This is a genomic window from Yersinia sp. SCPM-O-B-9106 (C-191) (assembly GCF_026183365.1).
GTDB lineage: Bacteria > Pseudomonadota > Gammaproteobacteria > Enterobacterales > Enterobacteriaceae > Yersinia > Yersinia rochesterensis.
Genome location: NZ_CP110791.1, coordinates 1,924,643 through 1,942,369, shown reverse-complemented (window position 1 = coordinate 1,942,369; position 17,727 = coordinate 1,924,643). Strand labels below are relative to the sequence as shown.

Sequence of the window (17,727 nt, the reverse complement as noted above, 5' to 3'; positions counted from 1 at the left end):
TAATCGGGAGTGGATATCCCTGCGGTGCTATTTGGCCGCAGTTAGCCATGATGAGCCTCTTTGGGCATTATGTTGGGGTATGCATGACTGATAGATGATGAAGAACTATACCCTAAATCATTCGAGTTGCAGGAAGCCGACCAACGCACATACAGCTTGAACGATGACGGGTATAAAGCAGATAAAGAAAAACCCGTTGATGCAGATGCAACAACGGGTTTTCTACTTTGGGTCTATAAGTTCTTGGTCTATAAGTTCTTGGTCTATAGATTCTTGATTAACAGATTCTTGGGTCGTCATTCACTCCTCCTGAACATCAGCTCAATTTAAAGCTGTAGTAACAGGCTATGATTTGTCATACACCACGGTCAACACTCAGATTTTATGAGTGGCGTTGGTTATTACGAGTGCAACGTTTATCAAAGTGCTTAACCCACCAATAGCGGTCTGCAACTTCTTCACGCCCGCCAATACGAGCGCCAACCAACCATAACAATGCACCAACAAAAATACTCATTACTGCACCATGGGCAAAGAATTGTGGTAGGCCAAACTGAGTCACTTCAGCCAAAATTGAGTAACCTACCCCAACGACCATGGTCACCAATCCCAGCCCCATCAGCACATTACCAAGCCTTGATGCGGTTCTACGTTTCATAAGCCACCTCCACTTGAGTTGCCAATAAATAATCACTTAGCTGCGCATACAAAAATGCTTGCTTAATGCGATTATTCATGTCCACTTAATAACTTAGTATAGTCAGGCTGCTGATGAAGGTGTTGCGCTGGCGATCACATCTAAGGAATATATTTCGACAAATCTTTACACTTTCCAGACATTTGGCATTGAAATTGAATTATTACATATATTAACTATTCACATATTGAACTATTAATTCCAAATAAATTCATACTGCCAGTTTTGTCATTACGCGCCATGACGGGTAAACTGTCACACTTTAATTCCTTTAGTAATAGCGAATGACGACGTGAGCAGCATTAAATTAATCGTTGGGCTGGCAAATCCGGGTGCTGAATACGCCCAAACTCGCCATAATGCGGGGGCTTGGTATGTGGACTTATTAGCGCAACGCCACAACCAGCAACTGAAAGAAGAAAGTAAATTCTTCGGTTATACCGCACGGTTAAACCTAGCGGGCCAAGATGTGCGCTTGTTGGTGCCGTCTACATTTATGAATTTAAGTGGCAAAGCTGTTGCGGCAATGGCTGGGTTTTACCGCATCCTACCGGAAGAAATTTTAGTCGCACATGATGAGCTGGATATCCCACCCGGTGTGGCGAAATTGAAATTGGGAGGGGGCAATGGTGGCCATAATGGCCTGAAAGACATTCAGAGCAGGCTCGGCAATAATCCAAATTTCTATCGTTTACGCATAGGTATCGGCCATCCTGGCGATAAAAGTAAAGTCACCGGTTTTGTTCTCGGTAAACCGCCAGCTAGCGAACAAACCTTAATTGACGACGCGATTGATGAGTCTATTCGCTGTACTGAAATACTGCTGAAAGAAGATATTACCAAGGCAATGAATCGCCTGCATTCATTTAAAGCCACGGCATAGCGGTTCGTCCGTTCCCCGGAAAGCGACGGTGCGCCGGGGAAGTTATCTTCCACTTTATTCGTTTTTATTGCACAACGCATTGATTCCCTGCTGACCTTCAGCGGTCAGGACAACACCGGCAATAATCACTCTAACACGCCCGAGAAAATGATTACTTTTACCGTCATATTCATCCGCAATATCTTGTAGCGCCTCGCTGCAAAAAAGTTTCTCCCAATCAGCAGCTTTTTTCTTATTATCAGATAAATCGTGGCTACGCTCGAACTTGTCATTTATGGCAGTGAACGTCAATTGAACACTGTCAAAATCCTCATACAACGTCTTTTTTTTGTAACCCACATATCTCACGCTTTTACCTGATTGATTTTCTATCTGCACGCCATATTGATCGACTAACTGGGCAAAAGTTGGCCCCGAAGGTTCAGTTTCTGCCGTCAGAAACCACATACCCAAAATGCCCACCGCGCCCCCAAATAAAATCACTATTAACCATTTATAGATATTCATTTCCATGGGGATAATCCAAATTCAGTCTGTAGACCCTAATGACATGTTATCGGACATTAATCAGAAAACTTCAGATAACAGAAACGTGATCTCGGGCACAGAGTTAGATAAATCAATTACCTATGTGCCATTACGATAAAAGCAATATCCACAACGAAAGAGCATGATCGAGATAAATCGCCATTATGTGTATAATGGCGGCATAAATTTTGATTACATCGGCCTGTTAAATCTAACTGGTTGATTTTTAAGTTATTTAAGGTGATATAAAACATGGGATTCAAATGCGGTATTGTGGGCTTGCCTAACGTTGGTAAATCCACCCTGTTCAACGCGTTGACACAAGCGGGCATCGAAGCAGCTAACTTCCCGTTCTGCACCATTGAACCCAATACGGGCGTGGTGCCAATGCCGGACCCGCGTCTGGATCAACTGGCTGAGATCGTTAAACCTCAGCGCATATTGCCAACGACCATGGAGTTCGTTGATATTGCGGGCCTGGTCAAAGGGGCGTCCAAAGGCGAAGGTCTGGGTAACCAATTCTTGACTAATATTCGTGAAACCGAAGCGATTGGTCATGTGGTACGTTGTTTTGAAAATGACAATATCATCCATGTTGCTGGCAAAGTTGATCCAGTGGATGACATTGACACCATCAATACTGAGTTGGCTCTTTCCGATCTGGAAACTTGCGAGCGCGCGATTCATCGTGTGCAGAAGAAAGCCAAAGGCGGCGATAAAGATGCTAAAGCTGAACTGGAAGCACTGGAAAAATGTCTACCACATTTAGAGAACGCTGGCATGCTGCGTGCGCTGAATCTGACGGCAGAAGATAAAGCAGCCATCCGTTATTTGAGTTTCCTGACACTAAAACCGACTATGTACATTGCTAACGTCAATGAAGATGGTTTCGAAAATAACCCTTATCTGGATCAAGTCCGGGCTATTGCTGCGGGCGAAGGTTCTGTCGTGGTTGCCGTTTGTGCCGCAGTTGAATCTGATATCGCTGAGCTGGAAGATGAAGACCGTGCTGAGTTTATGGCCGAGTTGGGTATTGAAGAGCCCGGTCTGAACCGTGTGATCCGTGCCGGTTATGAGCTGCTGAATTTGCAAACCTACTTCACCGCCGGTGTTAAAGAAGTTCGCGCCTGGACTATCCCTGTCGGCGCAACAGCCCCACAAGCCGCAGGTAAGATTCACACCGACTTTGAAAAAGGCTTTATCCGCGCACAAACTATCGCTTTTGACGACTTTATTACCTACAAAGGTGAGCAAGGTGCGAAAGAAGCCGGGAAAATGCGCTCAGAAGGCAAAGAATACATCGTAAAAGATGGCGATGTGATGAACTTCCTGTTCAACGTCTAAATAGCTTCTGCTGTCTCATGAGGTTTCAGATAACCTTATGGAGAATGATAAACGCCATAAAATCCACGCACTTGCGTGGATTTTTCATTTCACAGTGTCTCAACTCATCTCGTAACAACGCAGTCAAAAATGAGTACATGGATGAGTACAACATACGAGTTTTACCCTCAAACCGATATACGGCACCAATGCAACGCTCGCAGAAGATTACCACAAACCGCTAATTGTCACCTTGCAACCGCTGGAGACTTTAGTCGTTGAAGTAGCACCAGTGACTAACAAAAAATAATTTTCACGTCATCACCAAGCCTGATAGCCACAGTTATCAGGCCTATCGCGATTCAAATTCTAAATGATACACTTGTTCTGGCTTTTGACGCTTATGGTTCAAATGTTACTATAGCTTGCTGAGGGAATTTGAAATCGCGATGACAAAGGAAACGTTTTGAACACGAAAAGCAGAATACGGTTGTGGCCACGGTTGGCGTCATATGCAATGGTTATCTTGCTATTAGCTGGGTGCTCAAACAAATCAAATCGTGACTATGCCAAGCTACCAAAAGGCAGTTACAACGACAAATCCTATACCGTTAAAAAGGGCGATACCCTCTATTTTATTGCCTGGATCAGTGACAGTGAAGTCAGTGACCTTGCCCGCATAAACAAACTAAAACCCCCTTATCGGCTGGAAGTTGGGCAAAAATTACAACTTGATAACTCAGCTTCATCTGGCCGTCTGACGTCAAATAAACCGAAGTCATCAAGTTCTGCGCTGGCTAAATCAACGCCACCGCCCGGAGCAAGCCGTTGCTGGCGTTGGCCGACCAACGGCCAAGTTATATCCAAGTATTCCACTGCCGATGGCGGCAACAAGGGGATCGATATTGCGGGTAAACGCGGGCAGCCGGTCTATGCATCAGCCAAAGGGCGAGTGGTATACGTCGGGAATCAACTGCGTGGTTATGGCAATCTCATCATGATTAAGCATGGTGAAGATTTCATCACCGCTTACGCCCATAATGACACCATGCTGGTCAATAATGCTCAGGACGTGAAAGCCGGGCAGAAAATAGCTACCATGGGGAGCTCTGGAACGGACACCCTGATGCTGCATTTTCAAATTCGTTACCGGGCAACCGCACTTGACCCACTGCGTTACCTGCCGCCGCAAGGAACAACACCTAAATGTTAATTAGTTAACGTTTTTTATGGCTTTGTACTCTTGCAGATAAACAAAAGGCTCCTGTTTAGGAGCCTTGTTTTTTGGCATTAACTTCAAACATTACATCCAGCAATCATTACGCCAGAATTTGCTTCACAAATGCTTTGATTTCTTCAACCTGACAGTTGTCGAAGAAACACTGCTGGAAGCGTTCGCCGCTAACTGCTGTTTTCACCAATTCTGGGTCGATAGCGCGCAGTGTATCCAGGTAGTTTTCTTTAATGACTGCCGCTTTCACTTGGTTCAAGATACCCGCGTTGCGCACTTGTGGCTCTTTACGCTCCAGTGGGTAGCCTTCACCTTTCACACCAGTGAAAGCCTTCTCAAAGATGTAACGCACATTCAGTTCAGCACCCCAGCCAAAACCTTTGGCGAATGGCAGTGCCAGCGCATTACCGTTGTTAATCTGAGCAAACAGGAAAGCATCCGCTGGATCGATGCAGTAACCACATACAACACCAGGATGAATATTCAATGACATCATTGCACCCTGGCCAGTACCACAGCCCGTTACCACGAAATCGACTGCTTTAGAGTTAAGCAGAATGCTGGCCATAATCCCCAGATGGATATAAGTCAGATGATGGTCATTCTCATCACTCATACCTACGTTGTATACCGGGTACGCTTTTTCCGAGGCTACGGTGTTCAGCTCTTTCAGAATTATCGCGTTTTTAGTTGCCTGACTGTTTTCCATCATCAGTGCAATTTTCATTATGTTCTCTCCGATTAGGTCAATGAAATAGAATTCATTGGATAGTTGTTTGGCTTAATTATAACGAACATAGCACTAGTAAAACAACATTTCAATTTTAATGAAAATTAGTTCTACATGCATCACATATCAGAGTAATCCGCAGGCAGCAGCCATTGGTTGGCATAGCCTAACTGACGTTTCTAAGTGAAGTCCGAGATAATACCAGCGAATTGGCCGCTGCTATTGAAGAGGGAAATGCCTTTTTACCCATGTTGCACCAAAGCGGAAGTCTCACACGAAATAAACCCAAATGTGTCTTATGCAAACTAGCAAAAAATTAATCATCGCGAACTCACTGCCGAGACAAATAAACTAAAGCCGCGCAACTCACCTGCGCGGCTTTTTTACATCCTTAGTGATGTAACATTTCGTGGACAATATCATCTTTATCTAAAGTTATCGGGTAAAAAGTCGGCCAGTTATCCATTTCTTTAAGTAGTTCTTCTTGTGACTCATTACCCATGTAAATATGGAAATGATGGGATTTTTGCGGTTCAATAATGTGGTCACTAAATTGGACATATTTAGGCGCTTTAGAGTGGGCATCTTGGCATTCATATAGATAACGCACTCCTTTCTTACCAGATTCATAGTGCATGATTTTAAAGCCGGAATAGTTGTATTGGCAGGAGTTGACTGCTTCAGGGGTATGGAAATCAATAGTATTATTCTCAATACCAATCATAGTGATATCTGTAGCGTAGCCCTTTTTATAATACTCTCTGTACTCCTCAATTTTTTTGTTTTTATTCTTTTTCGCTTTATCGACCAAAACTGGATCTAAATCCCCTTTCAATAGATATGGATTAATAGATTGCCAGACTCCATTCCAATCACTGAGTAGCCTGTCTTTAACCTCTTTATCGGTAAAAACACCCTCACTTGCTTTACGCGCGGCTTCAGATTGTTGATGCTCATGTCCGTGGCTATGTTTGCCATGTGCAAATGAATTAAAGCTGATCAATGATACGCAAACACTGAGTGTAATGATGGATAGATGGGGAAATTTTCTGGGCATGAATAACTCCTAACTGATTGCTGGATATGTAATGTTATATTATTACATATCCAGCAATCAATAGGTATTATCGACGAATAGCTAACGCTTTTTACGATTTCGATGCATATCGATAGCCACCGCACTAACAATAATAATCCCTTTAATAATGTCTTGAATGTATGAATCGACACCAATAAAAGTAAAACCACTTTTGATCAGGCCCAAAATCACCGCGCCAATGACGGTGCCGGTAATGCGCCCCACCCCTCCCATCAAACTGCTACCGCCAATCACGGCGGCGGCGATGGCATCCAGTTCATACGACTGACCCATGCTCGATTGTCCGCTACTGACTCGTGCAGCCAAAACAACCCCAGCAAGACCTGCCAATCCTCCGGCGATGGTATAAACCAACACCAGATATTTATTAACATTAATACCTGAGACTTTTGCGGAAATCATATTCCCACCAATGGCATACACATATTTGCCGTAGCGGGTATGTTTCAGAGCAATATGAAAAATAATGGCAATAACCAAGAAAATAATGACCGGCATCGCGCCTTGCCCGATAGCCGTAAAATCATCCGAGAGAAAACTCACTGGGTTGCCTTTGGTATAATATTGAGCAAGTCCTCGGGCAGAAACCATCATTCCCAATGTTGCGATAAATGGCGGGATCCCTGTACGGGTAATCAAAAAACCATTAATAAAACCACATAATATACCAACCCCGATCCCTGCTGTAATAGGAATTGCCGCAGGTAAATCTAATAAATGTGGATACATGGGGGAAATACTGTCTGATGTTTGCGCCAGGCTGGCGGCGACGACAGCAGTTAATGCAATTAAAGAGCCTGAGGAGAGATCAATACCGGTAGTAATAATGACTTGAGTTACCCCAACAGCAATAATTCCAATAATTGCCACTTGCAGAATAATGAGTAACAATCGATTGGGGTTCATTAAAAATGATTGATCGCGAATAAACCAACCTAAAAGTTCAAAGATTAATGCAATACCAATCATGACAATAAAAATACCGGTGTCTTTAGGTAGCTTTCCTTTTAGCCCGACCACGAATGAATGTTCTTTTATCGAGCCAGTTGTCAGTGATTTATCAATTTTTACATTATTCATTATCATTACCTTCCTACAATTATTCAGAGGCCAGCGCCATTATTTTTTCTTGGCTAGCATCTTGTTTATCTAATATTCCCGTAATATGTCCACCATGCATGACCATAACTCTGTCACTCATACCGAGAATTTCAGGTAACTCTGAAGAAACTAAGATAATAGCAACACCACGATTTGCCAGCTCACTAATTAAACGATAAATTTCTGATTTTGCTCCGACATCAATACCACGAGTAGGTTCATCAAGAATAAGTATTTTAGGTTGGGCTAACAACCAACGTGCAATTAAAACCTTTTGCTGATTCCCTCCACTCAAATTATTAATTATTTGATCCATGGTAGGGGTTTTGATATTTAATTTTTTAATCTGCTCCATGCAATCTTGTGCCATTTTCCCATGACTAACAAAGCCTCTTTTATTAATATAATCTGAGATATTAACAATGCTCATATTTTCGACCACTGACAGCACAAGGAATAATCCTGATTTTTTGCGGTCTTCAGTCAAAAAAGCTAATCCCTGTTCAATAGCTTTTGATGGGGAGCTGATATTGACAGGTAAGCCCTCAATAAAAATTTCGCCACTATCTGCAGGATGCATACCAAACAGGCTTTCCATAACTTCACTGCGACCTGCTCCGACCAAACCAGCCACACCCAGTATTTCACCTCGTTTCACTGAAAATGAAACATCACGGAACAAGCCTTCACGCCGCAACCCATTGACTCTTAATACTTCCTCACCGATATTGTTATTAAACTTGGGGAACATATGAGTTAGCTCACGCCCCACCATCATGGTAATTAATGATTGTTTTGTCAGGTTTTCAGTCTTATCCGTAGCAACAAACATACCATCACGAAAAATACTGACTTCATCCGTGATTTCAAAAATCTCATCCATTTTATGGCTAATATAAATAATACCTTTCCCTTGTTCTTTTAATTCATTAATAATCGCAAAAAGGTGAAAAACTTCACCTTCTGTTAGGGCGGATGTTGGTTCGTCCATGATTAACACATCAGCATCATAGGAGACGGCTTTAGCTATTTCCACCATCTGCTGGCTAGCAATATTTAACTCGCCGACTATCATGTTAGGTTTTAATTTTATATTAAGATGTTGCAATAAATTTCGTGTCTTACTGTTCAGTAAATCATGATTAACTAACCCATAGTGAACAGGTTCTCTTCCTAGCCAGATATTTTCTGCGACTGTCATATGTGGTACTAAATTTAGTTCTTGATGAATCATTGCAATTCCGGCATGGAGTGCATCTAAAGTATCCTCAAAAGTAATCTTCTCACCTCTTACTTTTATAGAGCCTTCATCCGGATGATATATCCCAATCAAACACTTCATCAATGTAGATTTACCCGCGCCATTCTCTCCCATTAATGCATGGACACTACCTGGCTTTATTTTAATGCCCACTTTATTCAGAGCCTTGACGCCAGGAAATTGCTTACTAATCCCCTCAGCCTCGAGAATGTAAGGATACATATCATCATCTCCATACCTTTATTTGGAATGAGTGCCGAATTTGTTAATCTGACAATAATAAATACGGCATTACCTTTCTATAAAAAACAACAAATACACAGATTATCTTTGCGTATAGGCCTAATTTTGAAAAGATATCACCCCACTCCATGAGTATTATTTATTGACTAGCTTTCTAAAATAATTCTATTTATTTTTTGTTTTTATTCGCGAAATCTTGATAGTTATCTTTGGTAATAAGTTGATAAGGGATCATTACGCTACTTTCAACTTTCTGACCAGACGTCAATTTAATCGCAGTCTCTACCGCCCCTTCTCCCTGTCCTTTGGCATCCTGGAAGATACTGATATTGAGGTCACCTTTCTTAATAAACTCAAGTGCGTCCGGCGTGCCGTCAATCCCACCGATCACAACACCTTTTTTCTTGGCCTGTTTTAAAGCAAGAATAGCGCCAATTGCCATTTCATCGTTATTTGAAGCAATCGCATCTATTTGCTGCCCGGATAGGATCCAATCAGTCGTGACATCAACGGCCTCTTTACGGAAGAATTTTGCAGTTTGTTTATCAATAATATGAATATCTGGGTACTGAGCGGCGACTTTCTCGACCCCGCGTGTTCTGTCACGAGTTGCCTCACTCGATAGTTCCCCCATAAGAATCACAACATTACCCTTTCCACCCATTAGTTTTGCAAGTTCCTCCATCTGTAGGCGTCCTGCAAGTTCAGAATCAGAACCCACATAGGCCATACCTGTCGGCAAAGTTATCTCCGGGCGACGATTTACAAAAACTAATGGAATTTTGGCTTTCTCAGCTAATTTAATCATGGGCTTCACGCCTTGAGTATCAACTGGATTTAGAATAATGGCATCAACACCTTGGCTAACAAAATTTTCTACTTGCTGAATTTGTTGAGCAATATCTCCCTTTGCATCTTCAAACTGCCCAGAAACATTGCCCTCTTCTTTCATTTTATTTTGCATGGACTGACGCAATATTGTCAGGAAGTTGTCATCGAAGTAAGCCATGGAAACACCAATTTTAAGGTCTTTAGCATAGGTGCATAGTGGCAGCATACAGATAGCGAGTGAGGTAATAATGATTTTTTTCAGCGTCATGATCTATATCCTTCAATAATGGAATGCATTAACATCTCAATGCCTATTTATTGAAAATAATTTTTTACAAGTGCCTAGTTCAGTACCGTGTAAAATCGCTATTTTAGACATTTTAATGCGCTTCCCGTGAATGCAACCGCCCCATCCCCGGTTTTATTTTTAAAAAAAGTAATATAAAACAATAGAATAGTATTCTTCAATTCTTGTAACGATCCTCTCCTTTATTTTTTAAACGTTTATTTCAAAATTAAGATTATTGAAATTTTTAACACCAAACAACCGAAATATGTATTTTGAACGCAGAGAATAACAAAACTATGACAGGGATCTAACAAATGATGGTAATTTGAGCACCAATGAGGGTAGCCATGAGACTCAGCAAGTGGAAAGCTGCCAGCATGTCATTCGTGAAAGAAAAGAAATAGATAGGCGAGATGAGGTGAGGTGAGGTGAGAAAAATAATGAAAGGAAATAATAGAGTAATGACCACGATGAAAGTTGTGTCATTACTCCGCTATTTTATTTAATAATCATTATAAAACAATTAATTAACTCTATTTTTTACAATGAAAAAATCTCAATATTATCGTTCGGGCAATAGATTTACCCACAAAAGACAGCTGTTAGTAACCAGTGGTTGTAATTGACCACTTTTGATTGCAGGTAGCCACCAACATCCTTGCGAAGCTGTCAGTTCGTGTGTTTCAGTGTGGCTAATAAGCCATTTTCCCCTCACCACATAGACCAGCCCACCATGTGAAGCAGGAAGTTCTTGCAACGAGCTAATTGACACCACACTAGCCTGCCAACAGCCTCGTCGGGTCATGATATTAAAATCCTGGCTAGTCCCACCGAGTAAATTTGCATGAATAGGAATATCACCTGGAAAAGCAAAAGGTTGCAATGGCGTTGAAAGTGTATGCGTCTCCCAGTCTGGGCTGGAGAGAGCCAGCCCCTCACCAGAGAGTAATGTAATCGACCGATCGATATCAGGGAAGATTGAAAACGGGCCATCTTGTTCAATCATCGCGATACTGGCACGCCAGGCAAAATCCTCTCCCCCGACTGGCCAACAGGCAATTTCGCGGGTTTCACCACCACCATTTCGCCATCGGCTAACCGGCAAACTAGCAAAATCAAAAACGGTAAAGCTCATCAGACCTCCTGTTGACAGGCTTTTAGTACCGCCAGAAAAGCCTGTGCAGTTTGCTGTTGCATTGGATGATATCTATCCACTATTACCGCATTGCCCGCCACATAAACATCCCGAATTTGCGATTTATCCCCCGCAAATAACCACCGATTCAGTAAAGAAGCAGATTCTGTGCCATCAATATAAGGATCATCGCCATCCAAAACTAGCCAGTCAGCACGATACCCCTCAGCTAACTGACCAATATTGCTGCCACAAGCTTGCCTCCCTCCAGCTAAAGCTTGGGTATAAAGTAAATCCGCTACTGCTGGATATTGTTCATTCGTCAAACGATTACGGCGCTGATCGCGCAAGCGCTGCCCATATTCTAACCACCGTAACTCTTCCACTATATTCAAAGAAACATGGCTATCAGAGCCTATCCCCCAACGCCCATGGTGTTGCAAATAATCTACTGCGGGGAAGATACCGTCACCTAAATTAGCTTCCGTTGTTGGGCATAATCCGGCTACAGCCTGACTATTAGCCAATCTAACAAGTTCTGACTCATCCAAATGTGTAGCATGAACCAGACACCAACGGCTATCGACCTCTAAATTATCATACAACCACGCCACTGGCCGTTGTCCGCTCCAAGCCAGGCAGTCGTTAACCTCTTTTTGCTGCTCGGCAATATGAATATGCACAGGTAACTGTTTATCAGAAGCCTGTAAAACCTCCTGCATCTGGCTTAACTCTACTGCACGCAGTGAATGAAAACATAAACCCAAGTTTTGCAGGGGCTGATTCGCCAGTTGTTTACTGATAACTTGCTGCTGCTTGAGATAGTTTTCTGTAGTTTGAATGAAGCGGTGCTGCCCCTGTTGGGCTGGTTGACCACCAAACCCGGCATAACTGTAGAGAACGGGTAATAGAGTCATCCCAATTCCCACGTCCTGCGCAGCCTGGCTGAGTTGCGATGTCATTTCCCCTGGGTCACTGTATGGATTACCGTCGACACTGTGATGTAAATAATGAAATTCTGCGACCTGGGTATAGCCACCTTTTAACATTTCTATATACAACTGACGGGCAATTACACCGATATGCTCCGGTGTCAATCGCTGCACCAGCCGATACATCAAATCACGCCACGTCCAAAAACTATCCTGTGGATTACCGGCAATCTCAGCTAATCCCGACATCATGCGTTGGAAAGCATGAGAATGGAGATTGGGCATGCCTGGTACTATTGGCCCTGAAAGCATCTGGCAACCTGCATCACTGCTGCCCTTCATAATGCGCTGAATGTTCCCCTGTTCATTGACAGTTATCTGTACGTCATTCGCCCATCCATCAGGTAAAAAAGCACGTTTGGTAAAATAAACTGACATAGCGATATCCCAATATTTTGTTTAGAGTCAAACGCGCCTGGCAGCAGCTGCGTCAATTAATTAAATCACTTGTATAGACATATACACACGCTAAATTCAACCGTAGACTTAGCATATAAATTTCTTATTTGACGAGGTTAACGTCGTGGCAGAACAACAAGCGGCCTTACAATTGAGTGCCGCAATGGACGATACTCCTGCTCCAATTTATCAACGGGTTAAACTGGCCATCATGCGCCAAATCAGAACCGGAGTCTGGCAGCCCCACCAACGCGTCCCTTCGGAGAGTGAACTGGTTGCAGAGTTAAGGGTCAGCCGTATGACCATCAACCGAGCACTGCGTGAACTCACCAGTGAAGGTTTTCTAATCCGTATGCAAGGCGTGGGGACCTTTGTTGCTGAAGCAAAAGCGCACAGTGCCTTACTTGAAGTTCATAATATTGCTGACGAAATCACCGCGCGAGGCCATCGCCACAGCAGTAAAATTTTGCAGTTAGAGGCGCGACCAGCAAACCCTGAAGAGGCGATTGCTCTAGGTATTCAGCCCGGCCAGCAACTGTTCTACTCGCAAATTGTTCATTATGAGAATGACATCCCCATTCAAGTCGAAAATCGTTGTGTCAATCCAAACACCGCACCCGATTATATGAAACAGGATTTCAACCAGATAACCCCTTACAGTTACCTCACCCAAGCTGCCCCGTTAACTGAAGGTGAACATATTGTTGAAGCGGTGATCCCAAATCTACTTGAGCGCCAGCTACTGCAATTAGATGAACATGAACCTTGTTTACTGATTCGCCGCCGAACCTGGTATGGAAAAGTAATCGTGACTGCAGCTCAACTGCTTTACCCCGGCTCTCGCTATCAACTCTATGGCCGTTTTACCCCACAAGGTACCGTTACGTCCTGATCAATTTTATTTCTCTTCGAGAACTGCGAAGTGTTACGCAATTGTTTAAATCCCTATCTTGCCGATAGTGAATTTATGCGCTAGGTTGTCCATGATTGTATATACAACTTAATACTGAAGATCTTGGGGAGTCAGATGGTGTCAACAATTCACTGTGACAGTTTGTGGTACGGTGCCGATATCGTGACTATGCGTGGCGGGAAATATCACCTGATCTCGCAAGGGGCAATGGCGGTTACTGACGGTAAAATAGTCTGGATCGGGCCTTATAATGAATTACCCATGCTCAATGCCTCACGCGAGGTTGTCTACCAAGGCGGCCTGATTACTCCCGGATTAATTGATTGCCATACCCACTTGGTGTTTGGTGGTGATCGTAGTGCCGAATTCGAACAACGGCTTAATGGCGTGAGTTATGCTGACATTGCAGCCAATGGTGGCGGTATTGTGTCGACCGTAAAAGCGACGAGAAATACCAGCGAACAGCAATTATTGGAGCAAGCTTTATTTCGTATAAAACCCCTCCTTGCTGAAGGAGTGACCTGCATTGAAATCAAATCCGGTTACGGCCTTAGTCTTGAAAGTGAAATGAAAATGCTCCGCGTGGCCCGCCAGTTGGGTCAATTACTACCTGTGACGGTCAAAACAACTTGTCTGGCAGCGCATGCTCTGCCACCTGAATTTGCGGGTCGAGCTGATGATTATATTGATTTTGTTTGTGGCACTATCATTCCCGAAGTTGCAAACGAAAAGTTAGCCGACGCTGTTGATGCTTTTTGTGAACACCTTGCATTCTCGCCTGCACAAGTTGAGCGCGTATTTGTAGCCGCGCAACAAGCAGGTTTACCGGTCAAACTGCATGCTGAACAACTTTCTTCCTTAAATGGGAGCACTCTGGCTGCCAAATTTAACGCCCTGTCAGCAGATCATCTTGAATACGCCACTGAGTCAGATGTCCAGGCAATGGCTAATGCTGGCACGGTCGCGGTATTACTGCCGGGCGCTTATTATTTGTTGCGAGAAACACAATGTCCTCCAATTGAGTTGTTTCGCCAATATAATGTACCAATGGCATTAGCCAGTGATGCCAATCCGGGAACATCCCCCGCACTCTCCCTGCGTTTGATGCTCAATATGGCATGCACATTATTCCGTATGACACCGGAAGAAGCGCTAGCGGGTGTCACTTGCCATGCGGCTCAAGCTCTAGGGTTACAAGATACTCAGGGAACACTGGAGACGGGTAAATTAGCCAATTGGGTCCATTGGCCATTATCACGTCCTGCAGAACTGGCTTACTGGCTTGGCGGTCAATTACCTGTAACTGTTGTTTTCAAAGGAGATACCCGACCATGAATTTAACTGATCCGTTAAGTTTTCGGGCAGGGAAACTGCCTTTACTAATCAGTATCCCACATGCAGGAACACGATTGACTCCCATCGTTGAGGCGGGATTGAGCGATGCTGCTCACCCCCTATCAGATACCGACTGGCATATTCCTCGTCTCTATGATTTCGCCCATAATATGGGTGCCAGTGTAGTCATAGGTCATTATTCCCGTTTAGTGGTCGACCTGAACCGTGCAGAAGATGATCAGCCGCTATATACCACCGCAACTACGGGTTTGTTCCCCGAAACACTGTTTGATGGTCGCCCTTGTTTTATGCCGGGTAAAACACCTTCCCCGCAGGAGCGTCAATCCTACCTGTTACATATCTGGCGCCCTTACCACCAGCAGCTTCAACTTGAGCTGGCACGGCTTAAAGATAAATTTGGCTATGCATTACTACTTGATGCTCATTCGATTGCCTCAGTTATCCCGAGGTTATTTGAGGGACAGCTACCAGATTTGAATTTCGGAACCAACAGCGGGGCCAGTTGCGCACCCTCATTAAGTAAGCAATTGATAGAATGTTGCGAACGACAAACTGCATTTAGCTATATATTAAATGGCCGTTTTAAAGGCGGTTATATAACTAGAGCATATGGTTTACCACAGGCCCACCAACACGCGGTACAACTAGAGTTATCACAGTTAAACTATATGTCTGAAACTGAGCCTTACCCCTATTTGCCAGAACGTGCTGGTCACTTACAACCGTTACTCCAGCAATTAGTCAATACCATGCTGGCATGGGGCGAACAACATTATCAACACTGATTTGCACTAATCCTTTCGCGCCCAATAATATCTGTCATACACCAGCAGTGTGTGCGTTGGCCAAGCTCATTACTCAATCCATCCATGGGCCTCGCCTCTGCGAGGCCACTGTAACCCGCGTTTAAATCGACCCCCGATAGATTTGTCTCTCTATTGCCGTCTTCATGTAACTCGAATTATTTAGTCTATATCTGAATATTTTAAATGCAAAAAAGGCGGGAATAACCCCGCCTTTCTCATTCACCTATTTCCGACACAGAAAAGGGTAATACTTGCAGTTTAAGTTAACTTAGAAACGGTAGGTCAAGTTAACAGCAACAGTATCATCTGTGCCCAGACCCAGAGGGTTGTTTTCATTCAATAAGTTAATCTGGTAGTCAACATAGGTAAACATGTTTTTATTGATGTAGTAAGTCACACCGATTTCAGCATATTTCAGCAAATCAGCACTTCCCACTGCATCCAGGTTTTTACCTTTAGACTGAACATAAGCAATCGACGGGCGAATACCATTTTCGAATTGATACTGAGCAACCAATTCTACGTTCTGGGCTTTGTTCGCGATCAATGCCTTGTATGGTGTCATATTCAAGGTTTCGCCGTACATCGCTGCCAAGTAAACTTGGTTTGCATCATATTTCAGCGCTGTAGCCCAAGCCTGAGCTTTATCACCGGTAGCACTGTTAGCCAGAGTTTTCTGACCCAAGGTACGGTTAGAGTTAGAGTACGCACCTGCGAAGCCGATACCACTGCCTTCGATGTCTTGATAATCAACAGACAAACCGAAACCGTCGCCGTTAGCTTTCTGGATTGCGCGCTCATTCTTAGAGGTATCGCCATCGTCATTGCGGCCCTGATACTGAGCTGCAACATTCAGACCTTTTACCAGACCGAAGAAATCAGAGTTACGGTAAGTTGCCAGACCGGTTGAACGACCCGTCATGTAGTTGTCGGTGTAAGCGATTGAGTCGCCACCGAACTCTGGCAACATATCAGTATAAGCTAGTGCATCGTACACTACGCCATAGTTACGGCCGTAATCAAAAGAGCCGAATTCAGCAAATTTTAAACCAGCAAAACCTAAACGGGTTTTATTGCCTTTATCACCCTGAGATTCTGCATTTTTTGCAGCAACGTTATATTCCCACTGGCCGAAACCGGTCAGTTGGCTATTGATTTGTGTTTCACCCTTAAAACCAAAACGCACATAAGTATCATCAGCATTATTATGGTTTGAGAAAAGGTATTTAGCGGCTACGCGGCCATAAAGATCCAATTTGTTGCCATCTTTATTATAAATTTCCGCTGCATTTGAAAGAGTAGGAACGATACTCAAGGTGACCGCTAAGGCCAGAACACTGCGCTTCATCATTATTTTTCCTTTAAATTTTAATAAAATTAACCTGCGGGCTAAATTAATGTTTTAGCCTCATCGAAGTTAACTTTTAATTTTTTATTGTGACCTGTCTTTGTAAAGCGAAGAAACATTATCACTAAGCACGAAAAGTTAAAACGGTAAAATTGAAGATATATAGGTATAAGTAGGTAAATAATTGTAACAAAATATTTTTTATGGAACTTTCCATAACCCTTTGATTAACTTTATTTTTAGGTAATTACATATAACCAAAATAGTGCATTAGCACCATTTTGGTGCGAAGTCATTTCAATTTGTTTCTTTTTTGTTCTTTTGAGTAATTAGATTTGTAAAATGGAGTTGATATCACACTCCTATTCTATTTTTTATATATTCAAAGCAATTTATGGACTATTTAAAACACAATAAATAAAGGGTTTAATATCCAATTTGGTGCAACAAAGAAAAAAAACATAAATGACTTTGATAGGTTTATAGAAAGTAGGGGTTTAGTATGCTTGTTAATTTGATGGGTTTTAATAAACGACATATTACTTATAGCAAATGGAATAAG

16 protein-coding genes are annotated in these 17,727 nt (G+C 43.0%); 6 read left to right on the top strand and 10 right to left on the bottom strand.

Going from position 1 to position 17,727, the window contains the following annotated elements:
• Positions 1–382: 382 nt before the first annotated feature.
• Positions 383–658, bottom strand: coding sequence for a stress-induced protein YchH (gene ychH, locus OP863_RS08945; RefSeq protein WP_038633461.1), 276 nt, complete (start codon positions 656–658; stop codon positions 383–385).
• 331 nt (positions 659–989) lie between these two features.
• On the opposite strand from ychH, the gene pth reads away from it, so the two are divergent.
• Positions 990–1,580 (top strand): aminoacyl-tRNA hydrolase, encoded by a 591-nt coding sequence (pth, locus tag OP863_RS08940; RefSeq protein WP_038633464.1) that lies wholly within the window; start codon positions 990–992, stop codon positions 1,578–1,580.
• Between the two features lie 54 nt (positions 1,581–1,634).
• Here pth and OP863_RS08935 read toward each other — a convergent pair whose 3' ends face one another.
• Entirely contained in the window at positions 1,635–2,093 is a 459-nt protein-coding gene (locus OP863_RS08935; protein WP_145589072.1) for a hypothetical protein, read from the bottom strand.
• A gap of 267 nt (positions 2,094–2,360) precedes the next feature.
• Between OP863_RS08935 and ychF the strand changes: the two genes are divergently transcribed.
• Entirely contained in the window at positions 2,361–3,452 is a 1,092-nt protein-coding gene (ychF, locus tag OP863_RS08930) for a redox-regulated ATPase YchF (protein WP_004390746.1), read from the top strand.
• 463 nt (positions 3,453–3,915) lie between these two features.
• A complete protein-coding gene (gene actS / locus OP863_RS08925) occupies positions 3,916–4,644 on the top strand; it encodes an amidase activator ActS (RefSeq protein WP_038639560.1) in 729 nt (242 codons plus the stop codon).
• Positions 4,645–4,750: 106 nt separating this feature from the next.
• Here the strand turns inward: actS and OP863_RS08920 are convergent, their stop codons facing one another.
• The 7 genes from OP863_RS08920 to OP863_RS08890 all read right to left on the bottom strand — a co-directional run bounded on the left by OP863_RS08920 (position 4,751) and on the right by OP863_RS08890 (position 12,721).
• On the bottom strand, positions 4,751–5,389 hold the full coding sequence (locus OP863_RS08920) for an RpiB/LacA/LacB family sugar-phosphate isomerase (RefSeq protein ID WP_038633469.1): 639 nt from the start codon (positions 5,387–5,389) through the stop codon (positions 4,751–4,753).
• Between the two features lie 394 nt (positions 5,390–5,783).
• Positions 5,784–6,449: a metal-binding protein ZinT gene (gene zinT / locus OP863_RS08915; RefSeq protein WP_265526144.1), complete on the bottom strand. Its 666-nt coding sequence runs from the start codon at positions 6,447–6,449 to the stop codon at positions 5,784–5,786.
• Positions 6,450–6,530: 81 nt separating this feature from the next.
• Positions 6,531–7,571 (bottom strand): ABC transporter permease, encoded by a 1,041-nt coding sequence (locus tag OP863_RS08910; RefSeq protein WP_038633476.1) that lies wholly within the window; start codon positions 7,569–7,571, stop codon positions 6,531–6,533.
• A 19-nt stretch (positions 7,572–7,590) separates the two neighbouring features.
• Entirely contained in the window at positions 7,591–9,075 is a 1,485-nt protein-coding gene (locus tag OP863_RS08905) for a sugar ABC transporter ATP-binding protein (RefSeq protein ID WP_145589075.1), read from the bottom strand.
• Positions 9,076–9,265: 190 nt separating this feature from the next.
• Entirely contained in the window at positions 9,266–10,195 is a 930-nt protein-coding gene (locus tag OP863_RS08900; RefSeq protein WP_038633482.1) for a sugar ABC transporter substrate-binding protein, read from the bottom strand.
• 583 nt (positions 10,196–10,778) lie between these two features.
• Positions 10,779–11,351 (bottom strand): HutD family protein, encoded by a 573-nt coding sequence (locus OP863_RS08895; protein WP_265526142.1) that lies wholly within the window; start codon positions 11,349–11,351, stop codon positions 10,779–10,781.
• Positions 11,351–12,721 carry a formimidoylglutamate deiminase gene (locus OP863_RS08890; RefSeq protein ID WP_265526141.1) on the bottom strand — a complete coding sequence of 457 codons (1,371 nt, stop codon included), beginning with the start codon at positions 12,719–12,721 and terminating at the stop codon, positions 11,351–11,353. Before OP863_RS08890 ends, OP863_RS08895 begins: the two co-directional genes overlap by 1 nt.
• 145 nt (positions 12,722–12,866) lie before the next feature.
• Here OP863_RS08890 and hutC point away from each other — a divergent pair, with 145 nt between their 5' ends.
• From hutC to hutG, 3 genes are all read left to right on the top strand, one after another.
• On the top strand, positions 12,867–13,634 hold the full coding sequence (gene hutC, locus OP863_RS08885; RefSeq protein ID WP_038633490.1) for a histidine utilization repressor: 768 nt from the start codon (positions 12,867–12,869) through the stop codon (positions 13,632–13,634).
• Positions 13,635–13,769: 135 nt separating this feature from the next.
• Positions 13,770–14,990 (top strand): imidazolonepropionase, encoded by a 1,221-nt coding sequence (hutI, locus tag OP863_RS08880; RefSeq protein WP_145540808.1) that lies wholly within the window; start codon positions 13,770–13,772, stop codon positions 14,988–14,990.
• Positions 14,987–15,796 (top strand): N-formylglutamate deformylase, encoded by an 810-nt coding sequence (hutG, locus tag OP863_RS08875; RefSeq protein ID WP_145589552.1) that lies wholly within the window; start codon positions 14,987–14,989, stop codon positions 15,794–15,796. Before hutI ends, hutG begins: the two co-directional genes overlap by 4 nt.
• A 289-nt stretch (positions 15,797–16,085) precedes the next feature.
• Here hutG and OP863_RS08870 read toward each other — a convergent pair whose 3' ends face one another.
• Positions 16,086–17,168 carry a porin gene (locus OP863_RS08870; RefSeq protein ID WP_145589551.1) on the bottom strand — a complete coding sequence of 361 codons (1,083 nt, stop codon included), beginning with the start codon at positions 17,166–17,168 and terminating at the stop codon, positions 16,086–16,088.
• Between the last annotated feature and the right edge of the window lie 559 nt (positions 17,169–17,727).